General features: G+C 46.4%; 17 protein-coding genes. 10 read left to right on the top strand and 7 right to left on the bottom strand.

What is annotated here, in order from left to right; all coding sequences use genetic code 11:
* Positions 1-2 precede the first annotated feature (2 nt).
* Complete coding sequence (locus tag OO016_RS13565; RefSeq protein WP_266015092.1) at positions 3-188, top strand: hypothetical protein; 186 nt, start codon at positions 3-5, stop codon at positions 186-188.
* A 3-nt stretch (positions 189-191) separates the two neighbouring features.
* Here OO016_RS13565 and OO016_RS13560 read toward each other — a convergent pair whose 3' ends face one another.
* The 4 genes from OO016_RS13560 to OO016_RS13545 form a co-directional block, all read right to left on the bottom strand.
* Positions 192-611: a VOC family protein gene (locus OO016_RS13560; RefSeq protein WP_266015090.1), complete on the bottom strand. Its 420-nt coding sequence runs from the start codon at positions 609-611 to the stop codon at positions 192-194.
* A 35-nt stretch (positions 612-646) separates the two neighbouring features.
* Complete coding sequence (locus OO016_RS13555; RefSeq protein ID WP_266015087.1) at positions 647-1,486, bottom strand: alpha/beta fold hydrolase; 840 nt, start codon at positions 1,484-1,486, stop codon at positions 647-649.
* Positions 1,487-1,616: 130 nt separating this feature from the next.
* The gene (locus OO016_RS13550) at positions 1,617-2,165 is read right to left on the bottom strand and encodes a hypothetical protein (protein WP_266015084.1); all 549 of its coding nucleotides are present in this window, start codon (positions 2,163-2,165) and stop codon (positions 1,617-1,619) included.
* A 4-nt stretch (positions 2,166-2,169) separates the two neighbouring features.
* Positions 2,170-3,708 carry a helicase HerA-like domain-containing protein gene (locus OO016_RS13545; protein WP_266015082.1) on the bottom strand — a complete coding sequence of 513 codons (1,539 nt, stop codon included), beginning with the start codon at positions 3,706-3,708 and terminating at the stop codon, positions 2,170-2,172.
* Positions 3,709-3,831: 123 nt separating this feature from the next.
* Between OO016_RS13545 and OO016_RS13540 the strand changes: the two genes are divergently transcribed.
* Positions 3,832-4,464, top strand: coding sequence for a 7-carboxy-7-deazaguanine synthase QueE (locus tag OO016_RS13540; protein ID WP_266015079.1), 633 nt, complete (start codon positions 3,832-3,834; stop codon positions 4,462-4,464).
* Here the strand turns inward: OO016_RS13540 and OO016_RS13535 are convergent.
* A complete protein-coding gene (locus tag OO016_RS13535) occupies positions 4,461-5,372 on the bottom strand; it encodes a hypothetical protein (protein WP_369413857.1) in 912 nt (303 codons plus the stop codon). The two genes, OO016_RS13540 and OO016_RS13535, sit on opposite strands and share 4 nt — an antisense overlap.
* Positions 5,306-6,013, bottom strand: a complete 708-nt coding sequence (locus tag OO016_RS13530; RefSeq protein ID WP_266015076.1) for a class I SAM-dependent methyltransferase — start codon at positions 6,011-6,013, stop codon at positions 5,306-5,308. Before OO016_RS13530 ends, OO016_RS13535 begins: the two co-directional genes overlap by 67 nt.
* Before the next feature lie 93 nt (positions 6,014-6,106).
* Here OO016_RS13530 and OO016_RS13525 point away from each other — a divergent pair, with 93 nt between their 5' ends.
* The gene (locus tag OO016_RS13525; protein WP_266015511.1) at positions 6,107-6,604 is read left to right on the top strand and encodes a YkgJ family cysteine cluster protein; all 498 of its coding nucleotides are present in this window, start codon (positions 6,107-6,109) and stop codon (positions 6,602-6,604) included.
* A 29-nt stretch (positions 6,605-6,633) separates the two neighbouring features.
* Positions 6,634-7,470: a sterol desaturase family protein gene (locus tag OO016_RS13520; RefSeq protein WP_266015074.1), complete on the top strand. Its 837-nt coding sequence runs from the start codon at positions 6,634-6,636 to the stop codon at positions 7,468-7,470.
* Here OO016_RS13520 and OO016_RS13515 read toward each other — a convergent pair whose 3' ends face one another.
* Positions 7,471-8,721, bottom strand: a complete 1,251-nt coding sequence (locus OO016_RS13515; RefSeq protein WP_266015070.1) for an exo-beta-N-acetylmuramidase NamZ family protein — start codon at positions 8,719-8,721, stop codon at positions 7,471-7,473. It lies immediately after the preceding gene.
* 4 nt (positions 8,722-8,725) lie between these two features.
* Here OO016_RS13515 and OO016_RS13510 point away from each other — a divergent pair, with 4 nt between their 5' ends.
* From OO016_RS13510 to OO016_RS13485, 6 genes are all read left to right on the top strand, one after another.
* On the top strand, positions 8,726-9,967 hold the full coding sequence (locus OO016_RS13510; RefSeq protein WP_266015066.1) for an ABC transporter permease: 1,242 nt from the start codon (positions 8,726-8,728) through the stop codon (positions 9,965-9,967).
* A gap of 75 nt (positions 9,968-10,042) precedes the next feature.
* Entirely contained in the window at positions 10,043-11,023 is a 981-nt protein-coding gene (locus OO016_RS13505) for a PLP-dependent cysteine synthase family protein (RefSeq protein WP_266015063.1), read from the top strand.
* Positions 11,024-11,071: 48 nt separating this feature from the next.
* Positions 11,072-11,848: an aldose 1-epimerase gene (locus OO016_RS13500; RefSeq protein ID WP_266015060.1), complete on the top strand. Its 777-nt coding sequence runs from the start codon at positions 11,072-11,074 to the stop codon at positions 11,846-11,848.
* Between the two features lie 19 nt (positions 11,849-11,867).
* Positions 11,868-12,500, top strand: coding sequence for a Crp/Fnr family transcriptional regulator (locus OO016_RS13495; RefSeq protein WP_266015057.1), 633 nt, complete (start codon positions 11,868-11,870; stop codon positions 12,498-12,500).
* A 54-nt stretch (positions 12,501-12,554) separates the two neighbouring features.
* Entirely contained in the window at positions 12,555-14,285 is a 1,731-nt protein-coding gene (locus OO016_RS13490) for a SulP family inorganic anion transporter (protein WP_266015054.1), read from the top strand.
* 54 nt (positions 14,286-14,339) lie between these two features.
* Positions 14,340-15,755 (top strand): MBL fold metallo-hydrolase, encoded by a 1,416-nt coding sequence (locus tag OO016_RS13485; RefSeq protein WP_266015051.1) that lies wholly within the window; start codon positions 14,340-14,342, stop codon positions 15,753-15,755.
* The last annotated feature ends 7 nt before the right edge of the window (positions 15,756-15,762 follow it).

Below are 15,762 nucleotides of genomic sequence, written 5' to 3'. Positions count from 1 at the left end.
AAATGGACAAAAAAAAGCTTATTTCACAAATTATAGCAGCCATTGTGCTGTACACGATTATCTCCGTAATCCTGGAAAAGGAATACAGCATGGAGACCTGGATGAACGAGGGTAAAGAAGCCCTGATCTTCGGGGCCATTTTCGGCCTGTTGATGTGGTTCAGGGAAAGATTCCGGAAATCTGAGTAAGCCCTATTTTGCAAATAATTGCCCCATATCCTTGAAGGCTTTGAATTCAAGGGCATTTCCGGCAGGATCCAGGAAAAACATGGTGGCCTGTTCCCCAACCTGTCCTTCAAAACGGATGTAGGGTTCAATAATAAAGGAAACACCTTTTTTCTTTAATCCTTCTGCAAAAGCACGAAAGGTATCCCAGGGCAGGACTACTCCATAATGCGGTACAGGCACATTTTTCCCATCTACCGGGTTAGTGTGTAATTCCTCTTCCGACTTGGGTTTGTAATGGATTACCAACTGGTGCCCGAACAGGTTGAAATCGACCCAGTGATCACTGCTTCGCCCTTCTTCGCACCCCAGGACTTCTCTGTAAAAACTTCGGCATTCTGTTAAATTATGAACAGGTATAGCCACATGAAAAGGAGTAATAGCCATAGATAGTTGTTTAATACTCTAAAAGTATGCCATTTCTAGGATTTCAGAAAATCTGCAATCTGCTGGTTAACCTGCTCCTGGTGCATGGAATGCCCCAATCCCCGTGTCCTGATCAGTTTGCTCCCTTCCCAGCTGGCATGAACGCGTTCTGAGGAAGAAAAAGGTGCAATGGTATCCAGTTCATCATGGATAAGCAAGCCCTTTATCTTAAGCTCTTTGGCAAACTGTGAAGTAGAAAAATCCTTAATCCTAAAACCAAAATGCTTGTAGAGATAATTATCCAGCGCCCGCATTACCCGGTTGTTGAATCTCAGCAACTTCTGATATTGGTCCATAATCTCCGGAAACTCTGAAGGAGATCCTATGGTAACTATTTTCTCTATGCCTTTGGAATCGTACGCATACTGATGGTAAACTGCGGTCATACCGCCAACTGAATGCCCCACGATGTGTTTAGGCTTATATACCTTGCAGATTTCTTCCACGCATTCTGCATAGAGGATTACATTGAAAATTACCCCCGTCGATTTGCCATGTGCAGGAGCATCGAATGCTACGATATCAAAACCATTGTTGCGGAGTTCTTTTATTAATTTTTTCCAGCGGAACGTATTGCTCTCCCATCCGTGTAAAAGCAGAACCCTTTCTTTTTCCCCCGGCCAGTGGTAGGTCTGAAGTCCCATCCCGCCAATAGTGATCACCTGGTCCATGGCATCTTCCAGAAAAGCCTTTTGAATGGGAAGGACCTTACCTTTTCTGGGGGTAACAAAAAGGGTGAAGGCTTTTTCAGCCGCCATCTTTTCAGAAAACAATGCTATAAAATTAAAATAGGCTCCGTAAAGGGGTGGTAGTAAGCGGTTGAGCAGTTTTCTCATTATTAAAGAAGTTACCAGGGGGTAACCTGTTGAATAAGGAGGCAAAAATACTTAGTTCCTGTATAAATTAAAACAGGTATTTGGCATTGCAAATGGGTTGATGAAGTTAAAAAGGCTAAGATCAGAAGCTCTATTCCCAGGCTATCATCAGGTATTTGAGTGCCGCTTTGTCCGGGATTTGCACGGCCTCAATATTCACATCCCGGGTATATCGCAGACTGGCCGGTAGTTCTTCGCGGTCTATGGTAAAGTACAGGTCATGGTTCTTCACAAAGACAACCACATTGCTCAGGGAAGTGACCACTTTCTTAATTTCATATTGCTCCTTAATATCCTTAAAGGTACTGGCCAGTCCTATCCCGTTGTCGGTTACATAACGACGGTCATGAATACGAATGTTTCCTATGCCGGGTATACTATCCGAGTTGGAGGTAATGGACAGCAAGTGCTTTCCTCCCTTTTCAAAAATCCGCACCCTTTGGTTTGAGGAAAGGGAATAGACAGAATCCACGACTACGGAATCTGCCTCATAAAGCGATTCAATATCGGCAAAGGGAGTGTCGCGGTTTACGAGGCCTACACCGTCCTGTCTTATGCTAAAACTGAGGTCCTTATCCTGTTGGCATTGCCAGAAAAGTCCGAGAATGATAATTACTATGGGTAGCTTTCTTTTTGACATGGTTTTAGCGCATTACTTTTTTCATAATTCCAAATACCTCCCGGATAAAGGTGGCACTGGTTAAAACTTTTACAACGGGATGCTGACGTGTACTTCCACGGCTTCTGCTGCTTGTTCGGCTGCGCGTTGTGCTTTTTGTCCTGCTGCGACTGGCCTCCTTTTCTTCTTCCTTCCGGGCCAGCTCCTCGGCCCGGGCAATCTTTTCATTCAGCAATTCATAGGCACTTTCCCGGTCGATAACAGCATTGTACTTGGGAACCAATTTGGAATTGGCTATCTCTTCCTTTAACTCTGCCGGTGTTAGAACATCCATACGGCTCATGGGTGCCCTAAGCATAGTAGCAGCAAGGGGAGTTGGCCGGCCCTTTTCATCCAGGGCAGTGATCAATGCTTCCCCTATGCCAAGTGAGGTTAGTACTTCCTTGGTATCGTAATATTCAGATATCGGGTAGTTCTCTGCAGTGAGCTTGATCGCTTTCCGGTCCCTGGCAGTAAAAGCCCGCAGGGCATGCTGCACCTTAAGCCCTAGTTGTGCCAGTACCTCATCCGGCACATCCGTTGGATTCTGAGTAACAAAATATAGTCCAACACCCTTGGAACGTATAAGTTTTACTATACTTTCAATCTGCTCCAGAAGGGCCTTGCTGGCTTCTTTGAATATCAGGTGGGCTTCATCTATGAACAGTATCAGCTCCGGGCGGTCACTGTCTCCCTGTTCCGGGAAGGTTGCGTAAACTTCTGCGAGCAGACTCAGCATAAAGGTAGAGAAGAGTTTGGGCCGGTCCTGTATGTCTGTAAGGCGGATGATGTTGATCATGCCCCGACCTTCCTCATCAATTCGTGTAAGATCGTTCACATCGAACGACTTTTCCCCGAAAAAAAGCTCGGCACCCTGCTGTTCCAGTTCGATGATTTTTCTGAGGATGGTTCCTGTGGAACTGGTTGAAATCCTTCCGTAGGCTTCGGTAAATTCCTTTTTTCCAGCTCCGGTTGCATACTGCAGTGCTTTTTTGAAGTCTTTCAGGTCCAAAAGAGGCAGCTTGTTATCATCGCAATACTTGAATACAACAGCAACAATTCCTTCCTGGGTTTCATTGAGATCCAGGATGCGTGATAGTAGCACCGGTCCAAATTCCGACACCGTGGCCCTGAGCTTTACCCCATCCTGTTCTGACAGTGATAATATCTCTACCGGAAAACGTTTGGGTTCAAAAGGAAGCCCTATTTTTTCATGACGCTCATCAATTTTTGGGTGTCCCGGACTTGGCTTGGCCAGTCCGCTAAGATCTCCCTTGAGGTCCATTAGCAGAACGGGGATACCCTGTTCACTGAGGTTTTCGGCAATTACCTGCAGGGTTTTGGTCTTTCCGGTTCCCGTAGCACCAGCAATAAGTCCGTGTCTATTGAGCGTTTTGAGGGGTATTTTCACAAAGGCCCCTTGCACTGGTTCCCCTTCATAGATGGCCGATCCCATTATCAGGTAGTCTCCCTTGGTTTTATATCCCTTCTCAATATGACTGAAAAACTCTTCTTGACTGGACATAGCAGAAATTTAGGTTAAAAATAGGGTAATTTTTGGGATTTTAACCCCGTTCTCCCATCTATTGGAAAGCATAGAAATTTCAGATTGGAAGGAGAAGTTATGTCGAAGTAGTATCTTTGCCGAATGGCAGATAAGCAAGTAATGGCTGAGGTTGATAAAGGCAGGATGCTGCCTTTGATGGAGGCTTTTTATACCATACAGGGAGAAGGGTACCACAAGGGTACCGCCGCCTATTTTATTCGGGTTGGAGGATGTGACGTGGGATGCCACTGGTGCGATGTCAAGGAAAGCTGGGATGCGGATGTTCATCCCCCTACGCACATAGACGAGATAGTGGAAAATGCCGCAAAGGCTTCGGATACTATAGTGGTCACCGGTGGGGAACCCCTTACCTGGAATATGGAGCCCCTCACTTCTGCGCTGAAGGCCAGGGGGTTGAAGACCCACATTGAGACTTCCGGGGCCTATCCGCTAACCGGTAGCTGGGATTGGATCTGCCTTTCGCCCAAAAAGAATAAGTTGCCTCTGCAGGCTGTCTACAAGCAGGCACATGAATTGAAGGTTATCGTATACAACAAGCACGATTTTAAGTTTGCTGAAGAACAGGCCCTAAAGATAAACGGGGATTGCATCTTATATCTGCAACCCGAATGGAGCGTAAGGGAAAAGGTGATGCCGCTAATTGTTGACTATGTGATGGGCAACCCCAAATGGAGGGTTTCCTTACAGACCCATAAATACCTGAATATTCCCTAGCGCCCGCCGTTGGCCTGAAGATCTGCAAGGCATGCGGAGTCCAGGTTGGGAACTGCCTGGCTTTTACCGGCAAGAGCGCGCCTTTCCAGAATCCCCATGAGACCTCCACCAAACTCTATTTCAGCTCCCATCAGGCATCCATCTATATCGCAGTGATTTGAAGCTGCAGGATCTTCATGAGGTGTTATCATGGGAGACCCTAAATTTACAAGTCCGGATAAGTGGCCCATTTCATGGCAAAGAACAGCTTCTTCAACATCGGCTACGGTTATATTGCTGCTCCGATTCGCAATATCCCTGACCGTCCTTTCGTATATAACCATGGAAGTATTCCGGTAAACAGAGCCAAGGGTTACGAGATCCTGCTCCGGCTCATCATCATCAGAAGGGGCATCTGCAAAGTAGATATAGATTGCAAGTGTGGTATTTTCATTGTAAGCCGTGCGATTGGCAGTTTCCAAATCTGCAACCTCCTGCAGGGTCAGGGTTGCTTCTCCCGGTGATGGCAGTGACTTGTATTGTATAGTGATATTTTCCTTGAAAGTCCTTTCTCTGATGAATTGTTCAAAGTTGGTCATGGCAGTTGATGTAGGCCTGAACCCTTCCACATAGGCTATTTCGATGAGCAAGTTGCTGAGGTTGGTATTAGCCAGGAGATCACCTGCCGAAGCACCGGTCGCCAAAAGATTGGCAGACCTGTCTATCTGCTCTTCTGGCCGGGGTTGCACATCTTCATCCTTGGAACAGTTGAGGAATAGTGTCAATCCGGCAAATATTAAAAACAACCTGAATCTTTTCATGGCAATTGTATTATTGGGTTTATAACGACTGCCCATACCTTCTAGTATGTATTTATGGTCAAACAGGCCAAATAATCGAAATGATCTCCCGAACAGATCAGTTCGCATTTAAACCCTTGATTTTCAGCGATATCCTTCAATAGGGTAAAGTCGATATAAAACCAGGGAAATGGTTTGCTTTTTTGACCTTTATATTCTACTGTAAAGATAAGCTCTCCGTAGTAATCCTCCATAGCTGGAATGCGAAAACTACCATCCTCTTCTTCAAAAACATAGAGAATGTCCGTACTGTCTGTTAAAATCTGTCCTCCCGGCTGCAATAGTGTTTTTAAATGCTCCAGGAAAGACCCTAACGACTGTATTTTTTCGGCCACCCCAATCCCGTTCATCAGCAGTAAAATGGTATCAAATTTCGTGCCTGAATATTCCTGAATAGAACCATGGACCACATTCTTTACACCCCTAAGCCTGCAAACTTGTACAGCTCCTTCGGAAACATCCAGTGCTGTAACCGAAAATCCCCGTTCCTGCAAATAAAGACTGTGGCTACCCGCACCACAGCCAACGTCCAGGACTTTCCCCCTGCATAGCTTTAAAGCTTGCTGCTCCAAAAATGGCATGTTTTCATAGGAACGAAAAAGATGGGGGAGGGGCAGGATATCTTCCTGTTCCAGGGAGGTAAAGGTGATAAGATCCTCGGTATACCGTCCCTTTTGATAATCTTTGAGGGCCTCGCCGAAAAGGTCCATGGGGATTGATTTGCTAATTGAATACAAATTTGGGATTTTTGAAGGGATTCTGAAAGAAACATATCAGAATCATTAAGCATTGTGAAAGAGAAAATGGAAATACGCTTGTCTAACCTGAAAGAAAGGGCTGCGCAGACACATCAGGAGAATAAACAATTCTTTAAAAAGCTACGAAAAAAACCTCCCAGGCACCTGGATAGCCTGATGCAGGAATTGCATGATGAGGAATTTGAACGGACGGATTGCCTCAAATGCGCACATTGCTGCAAGACCACCGGCCCGCTGTTTACCCGGGCCGATATTGAACGAATTTCCAGGAAGTTGCGTATGAAACCGGGTGTCTTTATTGAAAACTATTTACAAGTGGATGATGAACAGGATTACGTTTTGCAGGAACTGCCCTGTACGTTTCTGGGTCCCGATAACCATTGTATGATCTACGATTTTCGCCCGAAGGCCTGTCGGGAATTTCCCCATACCGATCGGAGGAATTTTCACCAGATTAGTAACCTTACCCTAAAGAATGTTGCGATTTGCCCTGCAGCTTATCAGATTGTGGAAAACATGAAGGCCCGGTTAACGAATTCCTGAATAATGATAATGTAGTATTTTAGCGGCCTATGGAAGCAATATTGAATTATTTCGAAACCATCCCCTCATCCCACCGCAGTGTCCTGCTGGTTCTGGGGATAAGCTTTTTCTGGTTACTGGAAGGTGCTGTGCCCCTGTTTCGTTTTAAATACAGGAAATGGCGTCATGCCCTGCCCAACTTCTTCTTTACCGTGACGACTATCATCATCAATTTTGCGCTGGCTTTTCTGTTGTTGCAAACCAGCGATTGGGTAGCAGCGAACAATTTTGGAATCATCAACTGGATCCAAGGAATGCCCCTCTGGCTATACGCACTTCTAGGGGTGCTTTTGCTGGATCTGATAGGAGCCTATCTAGCCCATTACGTGGAACATAAGGTAAAACCCCTGTGGATGATCCATTTGGTGCACCATACCGATCACGAGGTAGATACCACTACGGCAAACCGCCATCATCCTTTTGAAAGCTTTATTCGTTTTGGCTTTACCCTGTTCGGAGTTTTTATAGTTGGTGCTCCTATTGGGATAGTGATGCTTTACCAGTCCCTTTCCCTGCTGGCTACGCAATTTAGTCATGCGAACATCCGACTTCCCAAGAAAGTTGATGATATAATCAGTTGGATCCTGGTATCTCCGGATATGCACAAGGTACATCACCATTATGTGCTCCCGTATACAGATTCTAATTACGGGAACATTTTCTCCATCTGGGATCGTATGTTTGGTACTTATATGAAACTTGATCGGGAAAATATTGTATACGGAGTGGATACCTTTCCGGACCGTGTTGAAAATGGCAGCATTTCCGGATTGCTTAAACAACCCTTTCATAAATACCGGAGACCCACAACGGTAGCAGAAGAATAATCAGGGATAGATCAGATATTTGGCCCTGATGGCCTTAAAGCGTGCCAGATCGGCTTGCCAGCTTTTTCTGATTTCTTCTTCCCCCAGACCGGATTCAATGGCCAACTGCAGTTTGGTTGTACCAGCATGTTTGGTAAAACCTGAGGTTTTAAAGAATGCGGATTGATCGCGGCTGTGCTCATAGGCTGATATCAGCCATTTCAAAGAAACCACACTCATCCGGGGATACTTACTGAGGTCCAAGCCATGGCAAATTTCCCCCTTGTGCTTTGGATTTTTTGAACCAAAATTAGGTTCCGGGGTATAGGAGAATTCAAAATGTTCTTCACTTAAGAACGGGGCTCCAAAACGCTGGAATTGAAATTCCGTACCCCTTCCTGCATTTACGTGGGTTCCCTCAAAAAGCCCCAGGGACGGATAGAGATTTATGGCCTGGTCATTGGGCAGGTTTGGCGAGGGGCGGATAGGCAGGGAATAGGTTTTTTCATGTGTGTAGTTTTCAAGCGGTATAACCGTCAGATCTGCCTTAACACCCCCTTCAAGCCAGCCTTCCTCGTTGATCATGATAGCATATTCCCCGATGGTCATCCCGTAAACCAGTGGGATAGGGGTCATTCCCAGGAAACCCTGGTGTTCTTTTTCCATAGTAGGCCCGTCCACGTAATGACCGTTGGGGTTGGGGCGGTCCAGAACCAACACGGGTATGTTTTTAGCAGCACAGGCTTCCATAACCAGTTGCAGTGTTGCTATATAGGTATAGAAACGAACTCCTACGTCCTGAATATCGAACAAGACCAGATCAAGACCTTCCAATTGCGAGGCTGTTGGTTTGCGGTTCTTTCCGTAAAGAGAGGTTATGGGCAATCCGGTCTGGGTATCCACCCCATCTTTTACAGCTTCTCCGGCATCGGCCATGCCACGGAATCCATGTTCCGGGGAAAAAACCTTTATTATGTTAATATCCAGGGATAGCAGGGAGTCTATCAGATGCGTATAACCCTGATGCGGATCGGTTGGACCTCTAAAGATTACGCTTGTAGGGTTAGCCACAATGCCGACTTTCTTTCCGCGCAGAAGCTTCAGGTATTCCGAGGTACGGTTGGCAGCCACAACAATCGCTTTTTCTACCTCTGCAGATACCGATCCCGATGCTGTTGTGTCTGTGGTCTTGTCGTTGGCTATATTCCCGCAGGCCATCAGCCACAAAAACCATAAGAATAACGTATTTTTGAGACCGGACATAAAGGGCATTACCTTGAATTTATCGTTTTTTATTGCCAGGAGACTTATCAAAGGCGGGGATCATAAAATTAGCATATCCGCCCCAATAATAAAAATTGCGGTATTGGCCATTGCCCTTGGGGTTATCATGATGCTGGTGGCTATCGCTACCGGGGTGGGCCTAAAGGAAAAGATTCGTGAAAAGGTATCGGTCTTCAATGGTCATATTCAGATCTACAATTACGACAACAACCTCTCGGAGGTCTCTGTAGTCCCCGTTTCCCTGGACCAGGAATTTTACCCGGAGTTCAAAAATGTTGAGGGAGTGTCACATGTGCAGGCCGTAGCGACTAAAGCAGGTATCATCCGGACTTCCGAGACTTTTGAAGGGGTTATTGCTAAAGGCGTGGGGCCGGATTATAAGTGGTCTGCCTTTCAGGAATACCTTGTTGCCGGGAAAATCCCGGATTATGAGGGGTCATTAAATGAGGAGGTTTTGCTTTCGGCCTATATGGCCAATCGTTTGCAATTGGGAGTAGGGGATGAATTCTTTACCTTTTTCCTCAGGGATGAAGACCCTTCCAAAATACCGAACCAGAGGAAATTTAAGGTGGTTGGAATATACGACAGCGGTTTTGAGGAGTTCGACAGCACCTACCTCTTCGTGGATATCCGCCATGTTCAGCGCATGAACCGCTGGGAATCAGATCAAATAGGCAATTTTGAGATCTTTCTGGAAAATTTTGATGACATCGAAACCAAGAGCGCCGAGATCTATGGAAAGACCCTTTCCACGCTGGATACACAGACCATTATGGGTAAGTATTACAAGATATTCGAATGGATTGGCCTTTTTGATTTCAACATCGCTATCATTATTGGAATAATGATCATCGTGGGTGGTATCAATATGATTACGGCCCTGTTAGTGCTTATCCTGGAGCGCACGCAGATGATAGGAATAATGAAGGCACTGGGATCTCACAACTGGCAAATACGAAGAATATTCCTTTACAATGCGGCATATCTGATAGGCGTGGGATTGTTCTGGGGCAACCTGTTTGGTCTGGGCCTGATCTGGGTGCAGGATCGCTACAGGCTCTTTAAATTTCCCAATCCCAAGGAATATTATATAGACTACATACCTGTTTCACTGGATATCCCTACAGTGCTGTTGCTTAATCTTGGGGTATTGTTGCTCTGCCTGCTCATGCTGATACTGCCATCCGTAATTATTACCAGGATTACTCCGGTCAGGGCTATCCAATTCGAATAATCCCCAATATCTTGTGAACTTTTTAACGTACTAGCCGAAGCGTCTTTTTTGCCCGGAATACTATCTTTGCACAACATGGAATACGCTGATACTATACTCGAAACCATAGGGCACACCCCCCTGGTGAAAATAAACAAGCTTACCAGGGACCTCCCCTGCCTGGTGCTGGCCAAATACGAAACCTTTAATCCTGGAAACTCGGTAAAGGATCGCATGGCCCTGCAGATGATTGAAGATGCTGAACAATCCGGCCTGCTTAAACCAGGAGGGACTATTATTGAAGGTACCTCAGGCAATACAGGAATGGGTCTCGCTCTCGCCGCTGTAGTAAAAGGCTACAAGATTGTTTGCGTGATAAACGATAAGCAATCGAAGGAGAAAATTGATATTCTCAGGGCCGTTGGTTCCGAAGTGCATATCTGTCCTACGGACGTAGCCCCGGAAGATCCCAGGAGTTATTATTCCACAGCACGGAGGCTGGCAACTGAGATACCCAATTCCTGGTATGTAAATCAGTATGATAATCCCTCCAACTCCAAAGCCCATTACCTGACTACCGGGCCTGAGATCTGGGAACAGACCTCAGGAAAGGTGACCCATTTTGTGGTTGGTGTTGGAACCGGCGGTACAATTTCCGGGGTGGGCAGCTACCTGAAGTCGAAGAACCCGGATGTCAAGGTTTGGGGAGTAGACACTTACGGCTCTGTTTTTAAAAAATACCACGAGACGGGAATATTTGATGAAAATGAAATATACCCCTATGTAACCGAAGGAATAGGGGAAGATATCCTTCCTAAAAACGTGAATTTTGATATCATAGACGGCTTTACCAAGGTTACGGATAAAGATGCTGCAGTTTATACACGCAGACTGGCCCGTGAAGAAGGGATGTTCCTGGGAAATTCCGCCGGTGCAGCGATCAAAGGGGTGCTTCAGCTTACAGAGCATTTTACTCCGGATGATGTTGTGGTGGTCTTGTTCCATGATCACGGAAGCCGTTATGTGGGCAAGGTTTACAACGATGACTGGATGCGGGAACAGGGGTTCATGGAATAGGGATACATCTTTTGTGTCTAACAAGGCCTTGCCGCTAAAGAAATACCAATGGACATTTTAAAATCTGGTAATCATACGGTTAGAATTGATCAGGGTGAACTGGTTGGTTATTCCTATGGCAAATTTGAACTTATTCACCAGAAGGGACAACGGGGTTGGGGGCACAGCGATACCGAAATGTTCCCCATTATAGGCCCCACGGCAGATACTGCCTACCGCGTGCAGGTACCCAAAGGCAATGCTATTCAGGATCAGCATGGCCTGTTGAGGGAACTGGATTACGAGCAGGTTTCCGTGACCGAAAATTCGGCTTCCTATCGGAAAAGCTACACCGCCGGGACCGTGGTTAAGAACTCCAAGTATCCGGACAGGTCGCCCATGCAGTACCTGATATGGCCCTATTCCTTTGAGTTTACCAAGACCTTTGAACTGACTTATAAGGGGCTTACCGTTTCCTTTGAGATAAAGGGTGAAGCGGACATGCCTTACATGCTGGGATACCATCCTGCTTTCAACCTGATTACGGAAAACCCCCGTATTGAAGCCGGTGAACATGAAATAACCCTGGGTGAGGTAATGCAGGCAGGGAGCAGGGCCCTCGAAATTCCGAATGCCTGCGAATTAGTTTTGCAGGACCAGTGCAGGATTACGGTAAAGACAAATGGATTTGATAACTTTATGTTGTGGACAGAGGTGCCCAACATGCTGTGCATTGAACCGGTTACGTATTATCCCAATACCAAATCCCAGCAATTTTTGCACGAGGGTTTTGACTACCTTAGTCGGGAGGGAAAATTGTACACGGTACATATAATACCTCAGTAACTGACCAAACAAAAAGGATATGCGCGAATTATTGGAAAGGCATTATGGTTATCTTTTCGAAGAGGAATTGCTCAACGAGATCGAAGCCGTTGGGGTTTGTAAAAAAGTCAGGCAGGGAGAGACACTGATGGATATCGGACAATCCATTTCCGCCATGCCCCTTCTTTTTAGCGGGGCCATTAAGGTTATGCGGGAAGATGAGGTGGGAGATGAGCTTATCCTCTATTTTATCGAAAAAGGCGATACCTGTGCCATGACGTTTTCCTGTTGTATGGGCACAGGCAAAAGCGAGATCCGGGCAGTTGCAGAGACGGATACCGAACTGCTTATGATCCCCATTGAAAAAATGGAAGAATGGCTAAGCCGGTATACCAGCTGGAGGCGATTTATCCTGGACAGCTATCATACCCGGCTGTCGGAATTACTGGAGACCGTAGACACCCTTGCTTTTATGAAAATGGATGAGCGCCTGCTCAAATACCTCAGGGATAAAGCCATGGTGACCCATGACGATGTTATTTATGCTACACACCTCCAGGTTGCCCATGACCTGCATACGTCCAGGGTGGTCATTTCCAGACTTTTGAAAAGCCTGGAGAAAGAAGGGAAGATCAAGCTCAACCGGAACCAGATCAAGGTACTTGACCTGTAATACCACTTACCCAAACTGCTATCCGAATTTCTGATTAAGTAGTACCTTTGGATCATGCAAGGCTTTTTACCTGTATTGGACTGGATATCCCGATATACCAGGGCGGATATTCCCCGTGACCTTGGAGCGGGTTTATCGGTTGGGATACTGCTGGTTCCACAGGGTATGGCCTATGCCATGATTGCCGGATTACCCCCGGTTTATGGTCTGTATGCTTCCCTTTTTCCGTTGCTGGTTTATACTTTTTTTGGAACATCCAGGTACCTTGGCATTGGTCCTGTAGCCATGGATTCCCTTTTGGTTGCGGCTGGTCTGGGTATAATCGGTGCTAGTAGCCCTGCAGAGTACATAGCACTCGCTATTGCCCTTGCCTTTTTTGTTGGGGCCATCCAACTTGTACTGGGCCTGCTTAGAATGGGGTTTCTCGTAAATTTTTTGTCAAGGCCGGTGATCAGCGGTTTCATTTCGGCTGCAGCTTTGATTATTATGCTAAGCCAGCTAAAGCACCTTTTCGGGGCGAAAATAGCGGAAAGCAATCGAATCTACGAATTGATCATTAATGCATTTGAGGCCCTGCCGCACATACAGCCCATTGATTTTACAATAGGACTGCTGGGCATATTGATAATTATCCTGATCCGTAAGTGGAACCCCAGGTTTCCCGGGATCCTGCTGGTGGTGGTACTGGGAATATCAGCAGCCTTTCTGTTCAACCTGGAAGCGAAAGGTGTGCGTTTGGTGGGTGCTATTCCTATGGGCCTGCCTGGCTTTTCAATGCCTGAATTGAATGTGGAACTGGTGGAGAAGCTCTGGCCGATAGCCCTGACCTTGGCCATGATTGGCTACCTGGAGGCTGTTTCCATTGCCAAGGGCATTGAAGATAAGAGTAATGAAGACCGTTTGGATGCCAATCAGGAATTACGTGCGCTTGGCCTGTCCAATATGATAGGTTCCTTTTTCCAGTCATACCCCGTTACCGCAAGTTTTTCCCGCTCTGCACTGCTATACGATGCTGGAGCCCGGTCTAACCTGTCTGGCTTAATTTCCGGCCTTGTAGTAGTGGCTACTTTGCTATTCCTTACACCTGTATTCTATTTTCTGCCAAAGGCTGTGCTGGCAAGTATTATCATGGTTACGGTATTCAGGTTGATCGATGTTGCCTATGCCCGTATCCTGTGGTTCAGGCGCAGGGATGAATTCTTCATTTTAGTGGGGACTTTTCTGCTTACGTTGTTTGTAGGGATTACGGAGGGAATTCTTATAGGAGTTCTACTGTCGTTAGTGCTGATGTTGCATCGTACGTCCAAACCTCATTTTGCCATACTGGAGAACATCAGGGGTACTGATTATTACCGGAATGTTGATAGGTTTTCGGAGGATCAGCATATCAGGGAGGATTTGCTAATAATCCGTTTTGACGATCAGCTGTATTTTGGGAATTGCAGCTTTTTCAAGAGGCAGCTTTTCAAATATGTAAAGGAAAAAGGACCGGCGTTGAAGGCGGTTATCCTCAATGCAGAACCTATAAATTATATAGATTCGACAGCTACCCAGATGCTTCTTAAAGCTATTACCAAACTGCGTGAAGAGGGCAGGGAATTTTATATAACCGGGGCCATTGGCCCACTTCGCGACATTATTTTTAACAGTGAACTGATAAACGTTATTCCCAAATCACACCTGTTTGTGCGGATTGTTGAGGCTGTGGCCTATTTTGATGGGAAGGAAGCGCTGTCGCCTATACAGAAAAAAGTAACCCAGCAAACAAAAAAGTCAGGTAACTAGGGTTACCGAATTGCATGGGAAATACATTATTTTTGGCCAAAAATTGACTGTGACATGAAAATAGAACAGATATATACCGGATGCCTTGCACAGGGTGCTTACTATATAGAGAGTGAAGGGGAAGCGGCTATTGTAGATCCTTTACGGGAAACCGGACCCTACCTGAGGCGTGCCCATGAATCTGGGGCAGACATTAAGTACATCTTTGAGACGCATTTTCATGCCGATTTTGTAAGCGGTCATGTTACCCTCTCAAAGGAAACCGGCGCACCTATTGTCTACGGTCCCCTTGCCAATCCCTCCTTCGAAGCCATAATAGCAGAAGATCAACAGGAATTTGTTTTGGGTAAGATCAGGATCAGGGCCCTGCACACACCAGGGCATACCATGGAAAGTACCACTTATCTGCTGATTGATGAAAATGGTAAAGACCACGCCATCTTTTCAGGAGATACCTTATTCCTTGGAGATGTGGGAAGGCCGGATCTGGCTCAGAAGGCAGCTGATATGACCCAGGAGCAGCTGGCGGGTATGCTCTTCGATAGCCTTCGAAGCAAGATTATGCCACTGGCCGATGACGTAATAGTATACCCTGCGCATGGTGCGGGTTCTGCGTGTGGTAAGAATATGATGAAGGAGACCGTGGACACCCTCGGCAACCAGAAAAAAATGAATTACGCCCTCAGGGCGGATATGACCCGGGAAGAGTTTATCAGAGAAGTTACTGAAGGGCTCTTGCCACCCCCTAAGTACTTCCCTGCCAATGTAAAGCTGAACCGGGAAGGTTACGAAGATTTAGGTGAGATTCTGGAGCGGGGAACGCGCGCTTTGTCCCCGGAAGCTTTTGAGGCACGGGCCAATGAAACCGCTGCCGTGATCCTGGATGTAAGGCATCAGGATGAGTTTGTAAAGGGGCATATCCCAAGATCAATTTTTATAGGTCTTAAAGGTGATTTTGCCCCCTGGGTGGGTGCTCTAATTGCCGATGTGAAGCAACCCATACTGCTGGTAACTCCGGCGGGGAATGAAGAGGAAACGGTTACCCGTCTCTCCAGGGTAGGCTTCGATAACACCCTGGGTTACCTGGAAGGTGGTTTCGAAAGCTGGATTGCCTCAGGAAAGGAAACTGACAGCCTTGAATCTGAGGCTCCGGAAGAGATCAGCGAAATCCTGGCCAAAAAAGAAAATCAGGTTTTTGATGTACGCAAAGAAAGTGAGTTTGCCGCAGAGCATTTGGAGGATGCTGTTAATACCCCATTGTCTGTCCTGAATGATCACCTCGCAGAATTCCCTTCGGATAAACCCTTTTATGTTTATTGTGCAGGCGGTTACCGCTCTGTGATCGCTGCTTCCATATTGAAGAGCCGGGGCATCCATAATTTAGTCGATATCGCCGGGGGCTTTACGGCAATGAAGAAAGCATGCTTACCCACTACAGATTTCGTTTGCCCGAGCACCAGGCAGTCCTGATATTTAT

It is taken from the genome of Lentiprolixibacter aurantiacus, from assembly GCF_026241225.1.
In the GTDB taxonomy this organism is placed as follows: Bacteria; Bacteroidota; Bacteroidia; order Flavobacteriales; family Flavobacteriaceae; genus Lentiprolixibacter; species Lentiprolixibacter aurantiacus.
The sequence above is the reverse complement of the archived record's forward strand: the minus strand, read 5'-3'. Positions and strand labels throughout refer to the sequence as shown.